Annotated in this window: 17 protein-coding genes; 8 read left to right on the top strand and 9 right to left on the bottom strand. The window is 67.0% G+C overall.

Annotated elements, in window-relative coordinates; all coding sequences use genetic code 11:
- The first annotated feature begins 2 nt into the window (after positions 1-2).
- On the top strand, positions 3-428 hold the full coding sequence (locus C474_RS12475; RefSeq protein ID WP_008387274.1) for a Tfx family DNA-binding protein: 426 nt from the start codon (positions 3-5) through the stop codon (positions 426-428).
- A gap of 9 nt (positions 429-437) precedes the next feature.
- Here the strand turns inward: C474_RS12475 and C474_RS12470 are convergent, their stop codons facing one another.
- The 7 genes from C474_RS12470 to C474_RS12440 all read right to left on the bottom strand — a co-directional run bounded on the left by C474_RS12470 (position 438) and on the right by C474_RS12440 (position 8,844).
- On the bottom strand, positions 438-1,628 hold the full coding sequence (locus C474_RS12470; protein ID WP_008387272.1) for an XdhC family protein: 1,191 nt from the start codon (positions 1,626-1,628) through the stop codon (positions 438-440).
- Positions 1,625-3,019: a VWA domain-containing protein gene (locus C474_RS12465; RefSeq protein ID WP_008387270.1), complete on the bottom strand. Its 1,395-nt coding sequence runs from the start codon at positions 3,017-3,019 to the stop codon at positions 1,625-1,627. Before C474_RS12465 ends, C474_RS12470 begins: the two co-directional genes overlap by 4 nt.
- Positions 3,016-4,050, bottom strand: coding sequence for an AAA family ATPase (locus C474_RS12460; RefSeq protein ID WP_008387268.1), 1,035 nt, complete (start codon positions 4,048-4,050; stop codon positions 3,016-3,018). The genes C474_RS12465 and C474_RS12460 overlap by 4 nt, the downstream gene beginning before the upstream one ends.
- Before the next feature lie 183 nt (positions 4,051-4,233).
- Positions 4,234-5,124: an FAD binding domain-containing protein gene (locus C474_RS12455; protein WP_008387266.1), complete on the bottom strand. Its 891-nt coding sequence runs from the start codon at positions 5,122-5,124 to the stop codon at positions 4,234-4,236.
- Positions 5,124-7,595, bottom strand: coding sequence for a xanthine dehydrogenase family protein molybdopterin-binding subunit (locus tag C474_RS12450; RefSeq protein ID WP_008387264.1), 2,472 nt, complete (start codon positions 7,593-7,595; stop codon positions 5,124-5,126). Before C474_RS12450 ends, C474_RS12455 begins: the two co-directional genes overlap by 1 nt.
- On the bottom strand, positions 7,592-8,194 hold the full coding sequence (locus tag C474_RS12445) for a (2Fe-2S)-binding protein (protein ID WP_008387262.1): 603 nt from the start codon (positions 8,192-8,194) through the stop codon (positions 7,592-7,594). The genes C474_RS12450 and C474_RS12445 overlap by 4 nt, the downstream gene beginning before the upstream one ends.
- Positions 8,195-8,196: 2 nt before the next feature.
- Positions 8,197-8,844, bottom strand: a complete 648-nt coding sequence (locus C474_RS12440) for a CoxG family protein (protein ID WP_008387261.1) — start codon at positions 8,842-8,844, stop codon at positions 8,197-8,199.
- A 181-nt stretch (positions 8,845-9,025) separates the two neighbouring features.
- Between C474_RS12440 and C474_RS12435 the strand changes: the two genes are divergently transcribed.
- The gene (locus tag C474_RS12435; protein WP_008387259.1) at positions 9,026-10,258 is read left to right on the top strand and encodes a molybdopterin molybdotransferase MoeA; all 1,233 of its coding nucleotides are present in this window, start codon (positions 9,026-9,028) and stop codon (positions 10,256-10,258) included.
- Positions 10,259-10,278: 20 nt separating this feature from the next.
- On the opposite strand, the gene C474_RS12430 is transcribed toward C474_RS12435, so the two are convergent.
- Both C474_RS12430 and C474_RS12425 read right to left on the bottom strand, forming a co-directional pair.
- Positions 10,279-10,905, bottom strand: a complete 627-nt coding sequence (locus tag C474_RS12430; RefSeq protein ID WP_008387257.1) for a hypothetical protein — start codon at positions 10,903-10,905, stop codon at positions 10,279-10,281.
- 117 nt (positions 10,906-11,022) lie between these two features.
- On the bottom strand, positions 11,023-12,957 hold the full coding sequence (locus C474_RS12425) for an ABC transporter ATP-binding protein (RefSeq protein WP_008387255.1): 1,935 nt from the start codon (positions 12,955-12,957) through the stop codon (positions 11,023-11,025).
- A 275-nt stretch (positions 12,958-13,232) separates the two neighbouring features.
- Here C474_RS12425 and C474_RS12420 point away from each other — a divergent pair, with 275 nt between their 5' ends.
- The 6 genes from C474_RS12420 (at position 13,233) to C474_RS12395 (ending at position 19,508) form a co-directional block, all read left to right on the top strand.
- On the top strand, positions 13,233-13,436 hold the full coding sequence (locus C474_RS12420; protein WP_008387253.1) for a HalOD1 output domain-containing protein: 204 nt from the start codon (positions 13,233-13,235) through the stop codon (positions 13,434-13,436).
- Positions 13,437-14,573: 1,137 nt separating this feature from the next.
- Entirely contained in the window at positions 14,574-15,149 is a 576-nt protein-coding gene (locus C474_RS12415; protein ID WP_008387252.1) for a DoxX family protein, read from the top strand.
- Between the two features lie 171 nt (positions 15,150-15,320).
- On the top strand, positions 15,321-16,523 hold the full coding sequence (locus C474_RS12410) for an MFS transporter (RefSeq protein ID WP_008387251.1): 1,203 nt from the start codon (positions 15,321-15,323) through the stop codon (positions 16,521-16,523).
- 105 nt (positions 16,524-16,628) lie between these two features.
- On the top strand, positions 16,629-17,438 hold the full coding sequence (locus C474_RS12405) for a helix-turn-helix transcriptional regulator (RefSeq protein ID WP_049916963.1): 810 nt from the start codon (positions 16,629-16,631) through the stop codon (positions 17,436-17,438).
- Between the two features lie 306 nt (positions 17,439-17,744).
- Positions 17,745-18,329, top strand: coding sequence for an OsmC family protein (locus tag C474_RS12400; protein WP_049916962.1), 585 nt, complete (start codon positions 17,745-17,747; stop codon positions 18,327-18,329).
- A 102-nt stretch (positions 18,330-18,431) separates the two neighbouring features.
- Positions 18,432-19,508 carry a class I SAM-dependent methyltransferase gene (locus C474_RS12395; RefSeq protein ID WP_008387248.1) on the top strand — a complete coding sequence of 359 codons (1,077 nt, stop codon included), beginning with the start codon at positions 18,432-18,434 and terminating at the stop codon, positions 19,506-19,508.
- Positions 19,509-20,282 lie beyond the last annotated feature (774 nt).

The following is a 20,282-nucleotide window of genomic DNA, read 5'->3' as shown; positions in this document are numbered from 1 at the left end:
CCATGGTGGCGACCGAGGCGACGATACTGACCGACCGCCAGCGAGAGGTGCTCGAACTCCGGGAGAAGGGCCGCACGCAGAAGGAGGTGGCCGAGCAGTTGGGGACGACGGACGCGAACGTGAGCGCCGTCGAACGCGCCGCCGAGAAGAACGTCGAGAAGGCGCGCCGAACGCTCGAACTCGTGCGAACGCTCCGCGCGCCCGTGCGCTTCACCGTCCCGGCGGGCACGTCGTTCGACGCCCTCGTGGACGAGGTGTACGCCCGCGGCGACGACGCCGGCGTCAAGGTGGCCTACTGCCGCCCGGAACTGTACGCGCACCTGTACGGGATGCTCGAAGGTCACTCCAGTCAGAACCACCTCGACACGTCCGTCGAGATGGGCCTCACCGAGGGCGGCGAGGCGAAGGTGTTCACCGCCGAGCCCTGAGGACGGGACTCACTCCGTCGACGCGTCAGCGTCCGCGTTTGCGTCCGTGTCCGCGTTCGCATCCACGTCCACCCGGTCGTGAATGGGACCGGCGCGCCGGCTGAGATGCTTCGGCGTCCGGTCGTTCGCGACGGCCAGCAGTTCGGCGACGATGCTGTACCCGATTTGGTACGGCGAGTCGCCGCCGAGACTCAGCCCGATGGGGGTGTATATCCGCTCGCGTTCGTCCTCGGTGAGCGTCCGGCCGTCGTCGGCCATGTCCTCGCGCATCTCCTCGAAGCGGTCGTGCGGGCCCATCAGGCCGACGTACGGCACGGGCGTCTCCAGCAGTTCTTCGAGCGCGATTCGATCGTCGAGGAAGTTGTGCGTCATCACGACGGCGTAGGTGTCCCCGTCCCACTCGCGCAGGTCGCTCACGTCTGCGGGCGAGGACGACACCACCTCGTCGGCGCGGGGGAACCGCTCGGCGCCCGCCTTCCCGCCGCGGAAGGAGGCGACGGTCACGCGGAAGTCGACGAGTTTCGCCAACTCCACGACGGGCGCGACGTCCGGGCCGGACCCGAAGACGACGAGTTCCGGCGGCGGACGGACGCCTTCGAGGAACACCTCGACGGTCCCGCCGTCCGTCTCGACGGCGACCGTCTCGGCCTTCCCGCTCTCGTACAGCGTCGCCATCGCGGGTTCGAGTTCCGCAAGGGCGTCCGAGAGGGCGCCGTCGGCGGCCCCCGCGGAGAAGTCGTTCCCGTCGTAGTACGCGCGGGACCCGAGCGCGCGGTCCGCCCCGCTCTCGTCGCCGACGACGGTGGCGACGCCGATGGGTGCGCCGTCCGTCCGGGCCTCGACGACCGGTCGGTAGCTGTCTCCAAGCGGTTCCAACAGGACGGTTATCACGCCGTTACAGCCGACGCCGAGGCCCCACACGTCGTCCTCGCCGGTGAGGTCCCACGTCTCCACGCGCGGGTCGCCGTCGGCCAGCACCTCCGCCGCGAGGGCGCGCACCTCGTCCTCCAGACAGCCGGCGGTGATGCTGCCCGCGCCGCTACCGTCCGGTCTGAGTATCATCTTCGCGCCCGGTCTGCGGTAGGCGCTCCCTTCCACGTCGATTACGGTCGCCAGGACGGCGTCCGCGTCGTCGTCGAGCGCTGCGCGTATCTGGTCGAAAACGTCGGTCTCGGGGAGGCTCCAGTCGGTCGTGCTCATTGGTCGTTCGTCCTCGTTCCGCGCGTCGGCCGCGCGGTCGTTCGTCGGTCCGTCTCCGTCCGCTCTGTCTCCGTCCGCTCCGCCTTCGCCGGTTCCGCCCGCCTCGCGTCGAACTCGTAGCCGACGCGGCCGCCCGCCCCCTGCCGGCGCAGTTGCCGCGCCATCTCGCGGACGTCGCGTTCGTCGGCGAACGCGAACAGGCCGTCGACGAAGGGGAGGGCGGCGGCCATCCCCCGAGCGGTCGGTTCGTACGCCGCCGCCGTCGCCAGCGGATTCAGCCACAGCACCCGGTCGGCGCGCCGTCGCAGCCACGACAGTTCGCGTTCGAGGCCCGCCACGTCGCCCATCTCCAGTCCGTCGCTGACGACGAAGACGACCGTGTGACGGTCGACGGACTCGGGGGCCGTCTCGCGCAGACGCGAGAGCGAGTGACCGATGCGCGTGCCGCCGCCCCACGCCGCCTCCGCCGCGTCGAGGGCGTCCATCGCCGCCGAGGCGGTGGGGGCGTCCACCGCGTCGGTCACCTCGCGTACGTCCTCGTCGAAGAAGAACACTCGGCTGTCGCGCCACTCCTCGCGGGCGCGGCGCAGGAAGTCGAGCAGGAACCCCCGGTCGACGGCGTCCAGCACGGACCGGCTCACGTCGACTAAGAGGAGCGCTCTGACGGCCGTCCGGCGTCGCTCCCGTCGCGGCACCGAGAGGACGGCACCGCCGGTAGCGACGCTCGTTCTGAGCGCGCGGCGGACGTCCGGGTCGTCGTCGCCGGGTCCGAAGCGCCGCCCCCGCACGTCGGCTAACGCGCGCGTCAGCGAGGCGAACGCGTCGTCGAAGTCGGCGGAGTCGAGGGGGAAGCCGCCGCCGACAGACTCGGCCGCGCCGGTGGGGCTGTACCGCGCCGCCGTCGCCTCCTCCTCGTCGGCGTCGGGGCTCTCGTCGGTGACCGCCGCGGCGAACGACTCGGTCAGCGAGCGGGCGGGGTCGCCGCCCGCCTCGTCGCCGTCGTCGTCCGCCTCGCTTCCGTCCGCGTCTCCCGTCTCGTCGGCCGAGTCGGCGAACGGCGCGAGCGCTCCCTCAACGTCGTCGAGCGGAGAGGAGCCGTCGGCGGGGCCGGCGGCGAGCCGCCGCCAGAACTCCTCGAACAGGCGGTCGAACGTCTCGAAGTCCGCGCGGTCGGTGAGGAGGGCGGCTCGGAGCGCCGCGCGGATGCGGTCGCGGTCACCGAAGCCGACGGCCGCCAGCGAGCGACCGGCCGTCGTCGCCGCGTTCGCCGGGACGGCGGCCCCCGCCCGTCGGAGCGCCCTGACGAACCGGACGAGTTCGGCCCGGAGGTGGTCGGCTACCGCCGCCTCGAGTCGCGTCCCCGCGTCGGAACCGCCGTCGGGTCGGGTCACGCTTCGGACCTCGCTCGCTCGGCGGCCGCCAGCAGTTCGTCCAACAGGCGGTCGTCCACCCGTTCGACGTCTTCGACCTCCTTCAGCAGACAGCCGAGCGTGTTTCGGACCGTCTCGGGCGTCAGTTCACTGTCGCCGTCGATATCGGCGTCTTCGGCCTCGGCACCGGCACCGTCACCGGCGGCGCCGGCGTCGCTCGCCCCGTCTCGGAGGGCGGCGACGGCCCGCGCCCAGTCGATGGTCTCGGCCGCGCCCGGCGGCTTCCGGAGCGGTTCCTCGCGGAGTCGCGCGACCATCGCCGCGAGTTCGGTCGCCACCAGTCCGTCCAGTTCGGGCACCTTCCGCTCGAGGATGGCCGTCTCCTTCTCGAACGACGGCGGCGCGACGTGCAGGTACAGACAGCGCCGCTTGAGCGCGTCGCTCAGCGCTCGGGTGCGGTTCGAGGTGACGACGACGACGGGCGGACGGTCGGCCCCGACGGTGCCGAGTTCCGGCACCGACACCTGAAAGTCCGACAGCACCTCCAAGAGGAGCGCCTCGAACTCGTCGTCCGCGCGGTCTATCTCGTCGACGAGGAGCACCGGGGGGCGGTCTGCGTCGGAGCGGAGCGCCCGCAGCAGGGGGCGTTCGAGCAGGTACTCCTCGGTGAAGACGGACGCGCCGCCGCCCGCGTCGGTATCGAGGCCGGCGCCCGTCGCGTCGGCGCCCTCGCCGCCCGGACCGGCGCCGCCGGCCTGAACCGCGAGCAACTGCTTCGCGTAGTTCCACTCGTAGAGGGCGTGCTCGGCCGTCAACCCCTCGTAGCACTGGAGTCTGACGAGTTCGGAGCCGAAGCGCGCGGCCAGCACCTTGGCGAGTTCCGTCTTCCCCGCGCCGGGTTCGCCCTCGACTAAGAGGGGTTTTCCGAGGCGGAGCGCCAACAGCACCGTCGTGACGATGTCGTCCTCGGCGACGTAGTCCTCCGCCTCGAACGCCGCGCGTATCTCCTCGTCGGTCACGTCGGCGAACGCCGTCGTCGGTCGGTCCGTCATCTCGTCGGTTCGTCGGTGGTCATAGTCGTGGCGTCATAGTGGCTTCGTCGCTCGTCCTGTGCTCCGCGCCGGCGCCGGACCGCGTGTCCGCGGCGACGCTTCTCGCGGGAGGCGGGTCGCCGCGGCGGCCGCGGGAAGGACGCGAGAGTCCCCGTCCCGCCCGCGTCGGTTCGGCCCGTCCGTTCAGTCGGCCGCGGCGGACGCCGAGACGCGTTCGCTCGCGTCCTGAAGCGCCCGCTTCGTGTACACCTCCAGCAGTTGGGCGCGGAACGCCGCCGAGGCCTGCAGGTCGTCCATCATCATCGCCTCGTCCAAGTCGTCCGCGGCGTAGCTCGCGGCCGCCTCGATGGCGTCGTCGCCGAGCGTTTCGCCCGTCAGGGCGTCCTCGACCGGTTCGAGTCGGACGCCGTGGTCCATCACGCCGTTGGCGGCGACGCGAACCGAGGAGACGGCGTCGCCGTCCGTCGCGACGAGCGCCGAGACGCCGACCATCGGGTAGCCCGACGCCGGACTCGGCTTCTTCGCGTACGTCCCGACGGCGCCGTCCGCCGACGGCAGTTCCACGCGCACCAGCAGTTCGCTCGGACCGATGTCCGTCGCGTACATGCCGAAGAAGAACTCCTCGGCGGGCACGGAGCGTTCGCCGTCCGGGCCGTGGACGACGAGCGTCGCGTCCGAGACGAGCGCCGGCCCCGGCAGGTCCGACGCCGGGTCGGCGTGCGAGAGGTTGCCGCCGACGGTGCCGCGGTTGCGGACCTGCCGGTCCCCGAGTTGCTCGATGGCGGCGGTCAGCGCCGGCGCGTGTTCGTGCGCAGCGTCGTCGTCGAGCACCTCGCTGTAGCGCGTCATCGCGCCGACGGAGAGGGTATCTCCGTCGACGGAGACGCCGCGGAGTTCGTCGACGCCGCTGATGTCGATGAGCACGTCGGGGCTTGACAGCCCCGTCTTCATCGCCGGGAGCAGGCTGTGCCCGCCCGCCAGCAGTTCCGTCTCCTCCATTGCGTGCGCTTCGAGCAGGTCGACCGCCTCGGACACCGACTCCGCCTCGTGGTAGTCGAACTCGTCGGGGAACATCAGTTCTCACCTCCCGTATCCGCGTCCGCATCTGTCGCTGTATCCGCGTCCGTCGCGTCGGCGGCGTCGCCGCCGTCCGCCGTCGCCTGTTCGTTGACCGCGTTCCACACTCGTTCGGCGGTCATCGGCATCTCGACGGTGTCGACGCCGAACGGTTCGAGGGCGTCGGTCACCGCGTTGACGACGGCCTGCGGCGCGGCGATGGTGCCCGCCTCGCCGACTCCCTTCACGCCTAACGGATTGTGCGGGCAGGGAGTGACCGTCGATTCGGTCTCCATGTCGGGGATGTGCAGCGACTTCGGCACCGCGTAATCCTGCATCGACCCCGTCAGCAGTTGCGCGTTGCCGTCGTAGACGGCGCCCTCGTAGAGCGCCTGTCCGATGCCCTGCGCGACGCCGCCGTGGATCTGTCCCTCGACGATTTTCGGGTTGATCTGGTTGCCCACGTCGTCGACGGCGACGTAGTTCTCGAACTCTATCTCGCCGGACTCGGGGTCGACCTCCACGACGGCGACGTGCGTGCCGAACGGGAAGACGAAGTTGTCCGGGTCGTAAAAGGAGGTGGCCTCCAGTCCGGGTTCCATGTCGTCGGGCATGTCGTGTGCGAGGTAGGACTGCTGGGCTATCTCCTTGATGCCGAGAGAGCGGTCCGTCCCGGAGACGCCGAACTCGCCGCCTTCGAACTCCACGTCGGCCGGGTCGGCCTCCAGTTGGTGGGCGGCTATCTCGCGGGCCTTCTCGACCAGTTTCTGCGAACTCTTCACGAGGGCACTACCGCCGACCGCGGCGGAGCGAGAGCCGTACGTGCCCATCCCCTGCGGTATCTCGTCGGTGTCGCCCTCGACGACTTCCACGTCCTCGTACGGGATGCCGAGTTCGTTAGCGACGATTTGGGCGTAGGTCGTCCCGTGGCCCTGCCCGTGTCCGGACGTCCCGCAGAAGGCGGTGACGGTGCCGGAGGGATGGAACCGGACGAGGCTGGACTCCCAGAGGCCCGCCTGCGCGCCGAGTTGGCCGGCGAGTTCCGAGGGCGCGAGACCGCACGCCTCGATGTAACAGGAGAAGCCGATACCGAGGTAGCGGCCCTCTTCGCGCGCTTCTTCCTGACGCTCGCGGAAGGCGTCGTAATCGACCGTCTCCAGCGCCTTCTCCATCGGCTTGCCGTACTCGCCGCTGTCGTACTCGACGGCCACCTGCGTCTGGTAGGGGAAGGCGTTGTCGGGGACGAAGTTTTTCTTCCGGAACTCCGCCGGGTCGATGCCCGCCTCCCGCGCCCCCAGCGAGGCGAGTCGCTCCACGAGGAACGACGCCTCGGGGCGGCCGGCGCCGCGGTAGGCGTCGACCGGCGGGACGTTCGTGTACGCGCCCGTCACCGAGGCGTGGATGGCAGGGATGTCGTACTGCCCGGAGAGGAGCGTCCCGTACAGGTACGTCGGGACCGCGGGGGCGAACGTCGAGAGGTACGCGCCGAGGTTTGCCTTCGTGTCCACGCGCAGGCCCGTGATGTTGCCGTCGTCGTCCATCGCCAACTCCGCCGTCGTGACGTGGCCGCGACCGGGGGCGTCCGTCTTGTACCCCTCCGTCCGCGTCGACGTCCACTTGACGGGCCGTTCGAGGTCCCGAGCGACGAGGGCGACGAGGGCCTCGTCGGCGTAGTGGTGTATCTTACAGCCGAACCCGCCGCCCACGTCGGGCGCCTTCACCCGCAGTTTGTGCTCGGGGTGACCGATGACCCCCGACATGAGCAGGCGGTGCAGGTGGGGGTTCTGCGAGGTCATGAACACGTCCAGTTCGTCCGTACCGGGGTGGTAGTCGGCCACCGCGGCGCGGGGTTCCATCGCGTTGGCGATGAGGAGTTGGTTCTCCAGGTCGAGCGAGACGGTGTGGGCGGCGTCGTCGAACGCTTCTTCGGTTCGCTCCTCGTCGCCTATCTCCCAGTCGAAGGCGACGTTGCCCTCGGCGTCGTCGTGCAGTTGCCCCGCCTCCCCGTCCAGCGCCGCGTCCGGGTCGGCCGAGGCGTCGAGGCGTTCGTAGTCCACGTCGATGGCGTTCGTCGCGTCGTGGGCGACGTAGCGGTCCTCGGCGACGACGACGGCGATGGCGTCGCCCTGATAGCGCACCTTGTCTTTCGCGAGTACCGGGTGGTCGACCTGCCGGAGGCTATCGAGGAGCCACCCCGTCGGGATGAGGAGCGACCCGTCGCGGGATACCGCCTCGTCCGCCACGTCGTCGTGCGTGTAGACGGCGACGACGCCGTCCATCTCCTCGGCGGCGCCGGTGTCGACGTCGCTGATCTCCGCGTGGCCGTGCTGGCTCCGGAGGATGGCCATGTGGAGCATCTCCGGCAGTTGGATGTCGTCGGTGTACTCGGCCTCGCCGGTGATGAGCGCCGGGTCCTCCCGGCGTTCGATGGCCGAGCCGAGAATGTCCGCGGCGTCGACGTCGTCGGGGTCGAGCGATTCGATGCTCATTCGCTCTCACCCTCGTCGGGCCAGCGCACTTCGCAGCGGTCGGTCGTCTCCGCGCCGGCGTTCGGGTCGGAGGCGCACGCGTCACCACCCGCCAGTTCTTCGACGGAACCGCCGTCGGCGACGGCGCCAGAACCCATCGTCTCGGCGGCGTTCTCGACGGCGTTGACGATGTTTTGATAGCCCGTACAGCGACAGAGGTTGCCTTCGAGGCCCTCCCGAATCTCCTCCCGGGAGGGGTCGGGATTCTCTTCGAGGAGGTCCGTCGCGGTCATCATCATCCCCGGCGTGCAGTAGCCGCACTGGAGGCCGTGCTCCTCCTGGAAGCCGGTCTGGATGGGGTGGAACTCGCCGTGGTCCGCGAGGCCCTCCACCGTGTCGACCGTCGCGCCGTCGGCCTGGACGGCCAAGAGCGTGCAGGATTTGACCGCGTCGCCGTCGAGGTGGACCGTGCACGCGCCGCACGTGCTGGTCTCGCACCCGACGTTCGTCCCGGTGTAGCCCAGTTCGTCCCGCAGGGCGTGGACGAGTAGCGTCCGAGACTCGACTTCGAGTTCGTGTTCTGTCCCGTTTACCGTCAGCGTGATGTCGTGTTCTGCCATGACTAGTCTGAGTCGTTCGACCGACCGAGCACTCGGTCGACGAGTCCGCGGTCGCTCTCCGTTCCGCCCGATTCCGCCCCGTCGCCTTCGACGTCGGCGTCGGACAGTCGCTGTTCGTCCAGTTTATCCTCCACCGACGAGAAGAACCGCTTGACGACGCGGTTGGCCACGGGGTTGACGACGCGCTGACCCATCTGCGCCACCTTGCCGAACACGTCGGCTTCCGTCTCCCAGTCGACGGCGGTGCCGCCGTCCGTCTCCGAGAGCGTCATCCCGGAGGACATCTCGAAGGAACTGTTACTGGAGGAGCCCTCGCCGACGGCGGACATCTTCGGATAGTCCCGGTCGTCGATGGTGACCACCGTCTCGAACGTCGGGTTCACCGGTCCGACGCTTATCTGCATGAGGGCGGCGTAGTGGTTCTCCTCCTCGAACGCCCGTTCGGCGATGACCTCCGGGTCGCCGGTCAGTTCGACCTCCCGGTCGGCCGTCTCCTCGCGCAGGGCGTCGAAGTCGGGGTCCGGGTCGTCGACTTCGACCAAGAACTGACATCCGGGGAGCGACTGTTCGACCAAGACAGGATCCGAGAGAGCGAGCCACACCTCCTCGACGGACGAACCCTCGAGTTCGAACGTCCCGCTAAACTCCATACCGCCACCTCTTGGCGCGTGTCATCATAGTCCACGAAAACGGTTCGAGCGTGTATTTATAATGCTTTGCCCTTATGATTATATAAGGTCATATGGACTCCCGAACTCGGGGACGTGACGGCGACGCGAACGAGCGACGGCCTCCCGGACGGGTCGCGTCCGGGCGGACGCGCGGGGAGCGATGAACGACTCCGAACCGATTCGGCGGTCGGCCGCCGTCGAACGACTGCTCGAACTACGCGCCGCGCGGGCCGACGCGCCGACGGAGCGAGTCGAACTCGCCGCGGCCGCCGGCCGAACGCTCGCCGAACCGGTCGCCGCCGGGCGCGACGTGCCCTCGCACGACCGGGCGACGATGGACGGGTTCGCCTTCGCGGCCGACGACGACTACCCGCTGACCGTCGTGGGCAGGGTGTTCCCCGAGGACGACCCGCCGACGATACGGCGGGGCGAGGCCGTCGAAATCGCCACCGGCGCGCCGCTTCCCCCGGAAGCCGACGCGGTGTTGATGCGCGAGGACGCGACGGTCGAGGACGGTCGACTGTCGGGGGCGTCACTCGCGCCCGAGACGAACGTCTACCCGGCGGGCGCGACGGCCGCCGCCGGCGAGCGACTGCTCTCGGCGGGTGCGACCTTCGAACCGCGACACGCCGCGCTCCTCCGAGACGTGGGCGTCGACGCCGTGACCGCCGAGCGACCCCGGACCGTCGGTATCCTCGCCACCGGGACGGAGATTCACGAGGGGCGGCAACCGGACCGCGACTCGGAGATGCTCGCCGGCCTCGTCGGTCGGTGGGGCCACCGCGCGGAGATTCTCGACGCCGTCCCCGACGAGGAGACGGCCGTCCGCGAGGCGATAGAAGCCGCCGCGGCGGAGCACGACGCCGTCCTGACGACGGGCGGCACGAGCGTCGGCCGCGCGGACCACGTCGTCGGGGTCCTCGCGGCGCACGAGATGTCGTTCCGCGGCGTCGCGCTCAGACCCGGCCGACCGGTCGCCGCGGCGGTAGTGGGAGAGACGCCCGTCTTCGCCCTGCCGGGCAAGCCCGTCGCCGCCCATACGGCGGCGACGCTGGTCCTCCGGCCGTACTTCGTCGGACGCGACCGACTGCCGACGGTCGGGGCGACGTCCGCCGCGCGGGTGACCCTGCCGGGGGGTGACGGAGACGGGACGGGGAGCGTGGAGTACGCGATTCCGGTGACGTTGGACGGGGAAGGGGGGTCGACGGACCCGCCGACGGCGACCCCCCTCGGACACGCCGCCTCGTCGCTCTCGCTGTACGAGGAGCGGTTCGCGCCGGGGCGCGTCGCGTCGAGCACGCGAATCGCGCTGGCCGACGGCGTCGTCCTCACCCGGGAAGCGCTCTCGGCCGGCGAACGCGTCGCCGTGGTCCCGTACGAAGCCGTGGAGTGAGTGGGCGGGGGAACGCCGGATTAGAGCGCTTCGCGCCGGCTGAACGCGTTAGCGTGCCAGCGGAACACGGCGCCGTACGCTTCCCACCGGTCGGTCTCTCTCAGCACGTACGACGCGAACTGCGGGTTCCGAACGAGTTCGAGTTCGGCGAGAGCCATGCGGAGGGGTTCGAACAGGTCGCCGAACGCCCGGTGGTCGCGCTCGGTCGCTTCAGTTCCCTCGTCCGGGACGAAGTCGGCGACGACGCCGTCGTGCGTGACGGTCCCGCGCTGGCTCCGGTGCCACGTGTGATACGTGTCGAACGGGACCGTCTCGGTCGGGGACGCCTCGCGGGTGACCTGCGATTGGAACCGGTACGCGTTCGGAGCCGGACCGGCTTCCTGCCAGAGATAGCCCCGAACGTGCAGCTTGAGCGTCCGGTCGCGCGTGACGCCACCAACGACAGTCACCTCGGCGGAGGTGTACGCCCGCCCGTCGATTTCGAGGTCGGCGAGCGTCTCGTAGTACGTCCGCGTCTCCGAGAAGCGGTAGGGGAGCGTGACCGCGTGCGCCCGTTCGAGCGTCGGCGCGACGGGATCCGGGCGGGCCGGTTCGTCCGCGACGCCGCCCCACGCGGCGTCGTCCCGCGGATCGAGCCATGTAGACATATTAAACATTCACTTCTAATATGTAATAATTATTTCTGAAGCGCATCACAGAGGATAACGCACCCCGAACCGACCCAGTGCTTTCGACGCGGACGCCGTGGAGGGAGTCGCGCGCGGTCAGTCGTCCGCCGTCGCCCCCGGCGCCTCCGTGTCGGCCTGCCGGCCCCAGAGGTCGGCGTACGCCCCGTCGGCGGCGACGAGTTCGTCGTGGGTGCCTCGCTCCGTGATTTCGCCCTCCTCCAGCACGACCACCTGGTCGGCGTCTCGGATGGTCGAGAGGCGGTGGGCGATGACGAACGCGGTCCGCTCTTCGACCAGTCGGTCCAGGCTCTCCTGGATGAGCTCTTCGGTCTCGGTGTCGACGTCGGAGGTGGCCTCGTCGAAGATGATGACGGCGGGGTCGTTGAGCAAGGCGCGGGCGATGGCGATGCGCTGACGCTGCCCGCCCGAGAGCTTCACTCCCCGCTCGCCGACGCGCGTGTCGTACCCCTCGGGGAGTTCGCGAACGAAGGCCTCCGCCTCCGCCGCCTCCGCCGCCGCGACGATGCGCTCGCGGGTCGCCTCGGCGTCGCCCTCGCCGTACCACTCGGCTTCCAGCGCGTCGGCGTCGCCGTAGGCGATGTTCTCCGCCACCGTTCCGGAGAACAGGTACGGGTCCTGCTCGACGATGCCTATCTCGTCGCGGAGCGTCTGGAGGTCGTAGTCGCGAACGTCGACGCCGTCGACGCGGACGCCCCCGTCGGCGGCGCCGTTCCCGTCGACGTCGTGGAACCGGGCGATGAGTTTCAGGAGCGTCGACTTCCCCGCGCCCGTCGGCCCCGCGAGGCCGACGGTGTCGCCGGCGGGCACGTCCAAGGAGACGTCGCGGAGGACGGGGTCGCGGTCGCCGTAGGAAAACGTGACCGAGTCGAACTCGACGTCGCCGTCGACCGTCGCCGGGCGGTGCGGCGACTCCGGGCTCGTTATCTCGGGGTCGCGCCCGAGGAGTCCGAACACCCGCTCGGCGCTGGACATCGCGAGCTGGTATTTGTTCGCGGACTTGCCGACCCGGCGCATCGGCGAGTACAGACGGCGGAGCAGGAGGAAAAAGAGCGTGAACCCGCCGAGCGTCAGCGCGCCGTTCTCGCCCGGCACGCCGGTGATGATGTCGGTGCCGCCGACGAACAGCACGATGACGAAGACGACGCCGGTGAGCAGTCGGAGCGCCGCGAAGAATCCCCGACGGATTCGCAGCGCGGAGACCTTCTCGTCGTGGTACGCCTCGCTCTGCCGTGCCACCCGCTGGCGCTCGAAGTCGTAGCGGTCGAACGCCTTGATGACCGCCGCGCCGCCGAGGTTGTTCTCCAGCCGGGTGTTCAGCCGCGCGACCGTCTCGCGGATGGACTTGTACCGCGGTTCGATCCACGTGAGAAAGCGCCCGCTCGCCACGCCGATTATCGGCACGGGCGCCAAGGCGACCAAAGCGAGCTTCGGCGAGTACGTCCACAGCACGACCGCGATGCCGCCCACCGTGGCGACGACGCGGATGAGCTGGCGGAACTCCGTGTTGAGGAACTGCTCCAGTCGGTTGATGTCGCTGTTGAGAATGGACATCAGGCCGCCGGTCTGGTGGTCGGCGAAGAACGACATCGAGAGATGCTGGATGTGGTCGTAGGTGTCGTTTCGGAGGTCACGCTGGACCTTCTGCGCCGTCGCCTGCAGGAGATACCGAGAGACGAACCGCGCCACCGACCGGACGAGGTACGCGAGGACGGCGATGGCGACGAGTCGTTCGAGGAGGGCGAGCCGCGCCGCCTGCGTGGTTATCTGCGCCGCCGGGAGGACGCCCAAGTCGGTGAGTACCCCCGCCTCCCCCGACTGTCGGATGGCCCGGTCGATGGCCGCCGCGACGACGATGGGCGGGACGAGTCGTGCGAACCGCGTGAGAAATGCGGCGAGGACGCCGAGCGTCAGCCGGACCCAGTACGTGCGAGCGTACGCGAGGAGGCTCACCATCGGGTGGCCGTCGACGTTGTCGCGGACGCGTTCGAAACCGCCGTGGTCCGGTGGCATTGCCGTCCGTATCGGGCGCGTGCTGAAGTATCCGGTGACTCCGGCGAGGTGGTCGCCCGGGCGAGCGGCCGATAATCGCCGGGTCGACCCCGGTCACGTTGTCCTCCCGAAACACCGCTCGGTTAGCCCAAAGTGCTTTCCCCCGCCTATCACTCTAGCCCGCATAGGTTAACCCCGAGGGCGCGTCCCCGGCGTAACCGCCCCGCCGAACCCCTCCGATGCCCGACACACACCCGACAACCACGCCCAGTCCGCGAACTTCCATCGAGAACATCATGTACGAGATCGTCTCGACCGTCGCCGAGGCGAAGGGCTGCGAACCGACGGCCCTGCGTCCCATCGCCGAGGTGATGAACACCGAGGCCGTCGAGGCCGTCCTCTCGAATCCGGAGGTCAGCATCTCACTCGGATTCGAGTACGAGGGGGGAATGGTGCGGGTGAGCGAGGCGGGTGTCGAGTACGAGACATCCGAGGAGTAGCGTGCGTCCGAAACGCGGGCGAAAGCGAGTTGGCCGCGCACGTCGTTCTTGTCCGCGGAGTTCGCGTTCCGAAATCGGTCGCCGGTGCCGACCGGTCGGTGTTCGGGATGGCGGGAACTCCGTTTGCTCTCTATCGCGTTCGACTGCAGTCTAACCAATCGACGAACTGCGATTGGGGTCAAAAGGGAACGTGCCTTCGACCGATAGTGTCGTCGATAGCGTCCGCGCTCTTACGGAGGTAGTCAGTAACGAAAGCTGTTAGTTTTCGACATCTACCTCGGCGTACACCCCTCTCTACGAGCGTTTCACCGCTACGAGCGCCCTGAATACGGTCTACGGGAGAGTACATCTACAGCCGTCCCCGGAAGAAAGGGGCGTGCAAAGAGTGTAGAACGACTAGGACCGCAACCCCAGAGAGACGGACGCCGACTGGCGTCGAGATGTATCCGAAACGGCAGAGACAACCCGATAGACGGGGTCTACTTCCGTTATTTGAATCTGTAGGAGGAGGGCGAATCGACGTCGACACGGTAAACCAGCGTTTCTCCGAAGTCTGAAACCCCGGTACACCCCCTCAAAACAGGGGTGTATCGCCCGAATCCGAATGTACGGATCATCCATCTGCCTCCAACGCGACTCCCACCTCATTCACCAGCCCTCGAATACAACTAAGACAGCCGCTGAAACGACCGAATTCCTCTTCGGAATACTTTCGTTTCCGGTCGAGCATCGTCTGTCACCGAATCCTCGTCCAAACACCCGCTACACCCCACATAGCGAGCCACACTCCGGGGAACACGGGGGTGTACGCCGATTTGAGGTCTCTTTTTCCATGCATCATCTCTGATATGTTCAGTATCAACCCTTTTCTTCCACTCGACGGCAGGCTCTCGAAGCGATGACGACCCCCTCAAAGTGCATTTCACCAGTAGCGGTGAGTTCCGGAGTACCGGTCACACAGAAGTCGTCGCCACGCTCTACCCCTCTGGTCGCACTGCCTCCGATTGGGTCTTCAGCTCCCATCCCACCCCTTGTACCCACTCATAAGTTACGTGTGGCCATGGTATAGTATATCCATACTACTTTATTAGGTTACGAAGCGTTCGTGAAAGTAGGAAGTTTTCTTCCGCCATCATCATGACTTCATCTGCCATCTCCCCCGAGACTCGCAACACCTTCGAGAGCACCGTCGGCGGGTACACCGTCGGCGGTCGCGCCCACAGCCTGTCGGCGTGGTTCGTCCTGTCGCTCCGGCTCATGATGGGCTACGCGTTCGCCTACTCCGGTTTCACGAAGATCGTCGCCGCCGACCCGTTCAGCGCGGGCGGCTACCTCGCCAACGTCGCGGCCACGAACGGCAACCCGTTAGCCGGGCTGTTCGCCTGGATGGGTTCGACCCCGTGGTTCGTCGAGTTCGCGAACGTCGCCGTCCCGTGGGGCGAACTGTTCATCGGCCTCGGCCTCCTGGTCGGCGCGTTCGTCCGCCTCGCGGCGTTCTTCGGCGCGCTCATGATGCTCATGTTCTACTTCGGGAACTGGGACATCACCCACGGCCTCATCAACGGCGACTTCGCGTACATGCTCGTGTTCCTCGCCGTCGCCGCGTTCGGCGCGGGTCGCATCCTCGGTCTGGACCGATACCTCGAGACCTACGATCTCGGCGGGCAGACGCTCCTCGAGCGCTACCCCGCCCTCGAGTACATCCTCGGGTAGCTCAGGTCGACTTCGCGACGAATCGCTCCCGGGATTCACTCTGTAAACCGGCTTTTCTCGGAACAGTACGATCCTCGCCTGGTGGACTCCACCACCGGGTCTTCGAGTTTCTGTCGGTAGAACGAGATAGCAACCGGTTTGAGAGTGCTTCCGAAATCGAGTACAGAGACCGTGAGCGACCACCCCAACGCAGGCAGTTCTCGACGCGAGACGCTCGCTCTATTCATCGGATTGTTCGTGCTCTCGACGGCGGCCGCGGCCTACGAAATCGCGCCGGCGAGCGTACTGCCGCTGATTCAGGACTCGCTCGGACTCACGGCGAGTACGGCGGGCTGGCTCGTCAGCATCATGTACGCAACCGCGGTCGTCACCAGCGTCCCCACCGGTATCGTTCTCGACCGCTTTTCGGTCCGTCGGGTGATCCTCTTCGGGACCGTCGCGCTCGTCACCGCGGGCGTGTGGGGCTGGTATGCGGCCACCTCCGGCGCGTACCTCTGGCTGCTCGTCTCGCGTGTCCTCGGCGGTATCGCGTACGTCATCTTCTGGAACGCGGGCGCGAACGTCGTCGGCAGCGCCGTCGCACCGAGATATCGGGCAACCGCCGTCGGCGTGTTCACCGCGAGCGCACCGGTCGGGTTCGCGCTCGGGCAGTTCGGCAGTCCGCTCGTCGCACGCGCCGTCGGGTGGCCCGCGATCCTCCCGCTGTACGCCGTCATCGGCGTCGTCGGCGTCACGCTGTTCTTGCTCGCGACCCGTCGCAACGTTCCCGGCATCGAGACGGCGACGCCGGACCGGACGGCACTGCGTGAGTTGTTCACCAGTCGGGCGGTCTGGATCGTCTGCGTGCTCTGCTTTTTCGCCTATTCGCTGTATCTCTTCGTCAACACGTGGTTACCGAGCTATCTCGTCGACGGGTTCGGCATCTCGCTGGCGACGGGTGGGCTGCTGACCGCGTTGTTCCCGGCGATCGGAGCAGTCGGACGGTCGAGCAGCGGCGTGGTCTCCGAACGCGTTTTCGGCGGTAAACGTCGTCCCGTCGTGGTGTCGTCGTTCGCCGTCGCCGCACCGGCCGTCGTCGCGTTCGTGTTCGTTTCGCAACTCGAACTCGTCATCGCGGCGGTACTCGTCGTCGGCTTCGCGATTCAACTCGTCACGGGACTCCTCTTTTCGTACATCACCGAACTCGTCCCGCCGGCGGTGCGGACGACGGCCATCTCGCTGCTGACGAGCGTCGGTCTGCTCGGCGCGTTTGCTGCACCCATCGCTGCCGGCGCCATCATCGACCGCGTCGGGTACGACCCGGCGTTCTTTGTTGGCGGCGGAGTCGCCCTCCTCGGCGTTATCCTGGCACTGCGTACGCCCGAACCCGCGTAGGAGTCCGCCTGTTCCGACTCGTCGGACTCCATCCGCAGGTAGATCATCGTCGGGGCCTCTACTGGTGGTCCGAAAAGCTATAGACCACCTATGTGTACTTTCACCATGCTACCTCGAACCACGGATACGCCGCTCGACGACATCGAGTTCCTCGCGCGGTCGGACCACCGCGTTACCGTGCTCGCCGCCTTGGTCCGGCGGCCCCAGAGCCGGGCCGACCTTCAGACGATGACTGCGGCTTCGACTTCTACGATCGGGCGCACGTTGCGCGAATTCGAAGACCGCCAGTGGATCAGCAAGGACGGACACCAGTTCGAGGCCACACAGCTAGGTGCCTTCGTCGCGGCAGGAATCCAAGAGTTGATCGAACGACTCGAAACCGAGCAGGCTGTCCGGGACGTCTGGCAGTGGCTCCCAACCGAAGCGAGCGGTTTCACCGTCGAGATGGCGTCGAAGGCGGTCGTGACTGACGCCAGGGCCGACGATCCCTACGGTCCGGTGAACCGATTCGTGTCGCTGCTCCGACAGACAGACCGGTTTCGGTTCGTTGGGTACGGCGTCGCCCTGCTTGAGCCGTGTAAGGACGAGTTTCGTCGGCAAGTCCTCGACGGCATGTACACGGAGATTATCGACCCGCCAAGCGTCGCGAAATACATCCTTGCAACGTACAAAGAGCACTGTTCCGAGGCACTGGAGAGCGGCAACCTCACGGTCCGATTACACGAGGACTTGCCCGCTTACGGGCTCAGTCTCTTCGACGACCGAATCGCAATCAGCGGCTACAACGCTGACAGCGGGACGGTACAGGTGTTACTCGATACCGACGCCCCGGAGGCACGTGAATGGACGGAATCGATGTACGAGTCCTACCGACGTGAGGCCCGACCACTTACACCCGAACCGACTGTAGAGTGAATAGACTCCTGTCAAACAGTGACGGTCCCGCTCCGTCAACGAGGTGTGAAGGTTCGCTCTGTAGGCTATCCGATTGTCACACCGCTGTCTCTCGGTGCTGATGATTATCTCCACGAAGCGACCCAAAAATGCAGTCGGCCTATCGAAACGCTCCTCGTGAAATCACCCCTCCGATGAGCCGAAAGTCCACTACTTGGAGCCGGTGGTCCCGTTCATCGGCTGCAAGATGGTCAGTGGCTGCCCGCATATCACTAGGTGCCTACATCGTCCTCACAGTCGTGTCACCTAGTGGAGTCGGAACACATCATGACCAGCACCCACGGAGTAAATGTAGAGCAACTCGGCCACGCGGTCGAAGCAATCACGGAAGACCCAGAGACCGGTCGATTCAGGTTCCGCGCAGAAACGGAATGGACCGACGGTCTGCAGTGTGTGACCGCGATCGACGATTTCGACCAAGCCGGTGAACGAATCCACACCAGGGAGTTCCACGTCGAAGGTGACGAACCAGAGCAGATCCTCGGCAAGCGAACGGCACCCAACGCGGTCGAGCTTCTGCTCGCCGCCCTCGGATCGTGTCTGAGCGTCGGCTACGCGGCAAACGCTGCCGCCATGGGTATCGAACTCAGTCGCCTCCGGTTCGAACTCGAAGGCGAGGTTGATCTCCGGGGGTTCCTCGGCATCTCCGAGGACGTCCGCGCCGGGTACAACACGGTGACCTGCACCGCGTACATAGACGCGGACGCGTCGGAGGAGGAACTCGCCGAGCTACGGGACCGAGTCGAAACGACCTCCCCGTTGATGGACAACATCACGAATGCTGTCCCGCTCGAAACCGAGGTCGTCTCTGAACGAAGGGGTGGGAGGAATGTCGAAAAACCCCGACGTTGACAGACTCGCTCTCTCCGCGGAGACGGATCGCATCTTCGCGGAAATGAGTCGCGTATGTGCTTTGCTCGTTCCCCTTCCGCAGGTGACAACGGACGCGAGATTATGACAACAGAAACCCGAGCAGACCCCATCGATGAACAGAAACTGAACGAACTCGTGGAGACATCGCTCACCGACCTCGGGGCGACGGTCCACGCCGCGCTGGCCATCATCGGCGACGAACTCGGCCTCTACGCGGCATTAGACGAAGCCGGGGCGCTCACGTCCGCCGAGTTGGCTCAGGAAACGGATACCGCAGAACGCTACGTCCGCGAATGGCTGCGCTCACAGGCTGCCGGTGGGTACATCACCTACAACCCCGAGACCGACAGCTACGAGCTCTCCCCCGAACAGGCGTACGTCTTGGCCAACGAGGAGAGTCCGGTGTTCATGCCGGGCGCGTTCCAGCTGGTGGCGTCGGCGGCCCAGATCGAACCCGAACTCCGCGAAGCATTTCGAACGGGCGAGGGCATCGGCTGGCACGAACACGACGAGGACGTGTTTCACGGCACCGAACGCTTCTTCGGACCGTCTTACGGGGCCTTCCTGCTCGACTGGGTCGAGGCACTCGACGGGGTCGATGAAAAGCTGCAAGCGGGCGGGCGGATCGCCGACGTAGGTTGTGGTCACGGCGCACCGACGATCCGCATGGCCGAAGCGTACCCCAACTCGACGGTCGTCGGCATCGACTACCACGAGGACTCGATCGACGTCGCGCGCGAGCGGGCGGAAGCCGCTGGTATCGCCGACCGCGTCGATTTCGAGGTGGCAACCGCATCAGAGTACGACGGAACTGACTACGACCTCGTGACGATGTTCAACTGCTTCCACGATATGGGTGATCCCGTCGGCGTCGCGGCCCACATCCGGGAGACTCTCGCCGCCGACGGTGCGTGGATGATCGTCGAGCCCTATGCCGAGGATCGGGTCGAAGACAACCTCACTCCGTTTGGCCGTCTGGCGTACTCGATCTCGACGGTAGCCTGTACGCCGAATTCGCTCAGCCAGGACGTCGGCTACGGACTTGGCGCACAGGCAGGTGAGAAGCAGACTCGTGACGTTGTCACAGAGAGCGGATTCACACGCTTCCGCCGCGCGGCCGAGACGCCGACCAGTCTGGTCTTCGAAGCAAGACCGTGATATCGTGAGACAGTACATTTGCTCAACCAACGAGGAACGGGATTCGTCAATTTGCGTGTTCTCGGGGTTGTGCGGACAGTTCTTTCTTCACGATATCCTGTCGCACTCTGGATTACGGACTTTTGACGGACAGGGTTTCGATAGAGCCGTCTCATTGACATCCTCCCCGCGCTGAAGCGCGAGGGTTCCTCCGTGGGGCGTCGGGCCGTTCCCAAGCCCCCGAAGGCAACTTCCCCATCCACGGCGGATGAGTACCGGGTTCGTGCGCTACACGTCGGCCCCCGAAACGAGGGTATGGCGTATTCGTGCGTCCGAGGTGGACGCGGTATCCACTTGTGCCGTACCCGATACCGCCTGAACCGAGGCGTCCGAATACCGGGCAACCGCCCACCTTTGGACAGTGGGCGGACACGGGTCGTGCCATCGACCGTACTCCGCCGACGAGGGCGGAGTGCAACCGCGAATGGGGCGTGTTTTGGTGTGCTGTCGCCCCCTCGTTTGCGCGGTCGTTGCCGACCGTCTCCAGTGACGGGTAGGGGTAGTGTGAGGACGGCGAACGAGTCTCAGCCACGTACTCCCCACCGGGTTTGCCGGTGGTGGGCGTGGAACCGTCCGTATCAGCGGGAAGAGACCCCGTGTCTTCCGATTGAGAGTTTACGCGATTGGCTTGAAGTAGGGTACGACGCCGGGCGACCTGTGGATTGCGGTTGTAGTCCTGTTGTCGCGCGTATCCCCGCTCTGAAGGGCGAGGCTTTGCGCTTGAACTTCTGTAAC

Source organism: Halogeometricum pallidum JCM 14848 (genome assembly GCF_000337095.1).
GTDB classification, from domain to species: domain Archaea; phylum Halobacteriota; class Halobacteria; order Halobacteriales; family Haloferacaceae; genus Halogeometricum; species Halogeometricum pallidum.
The sequence above is the reverse complement of the archived record's forward strand: the minus strand, read 5'-3'. Positions and strand labels throughout refer to the sequence as shown.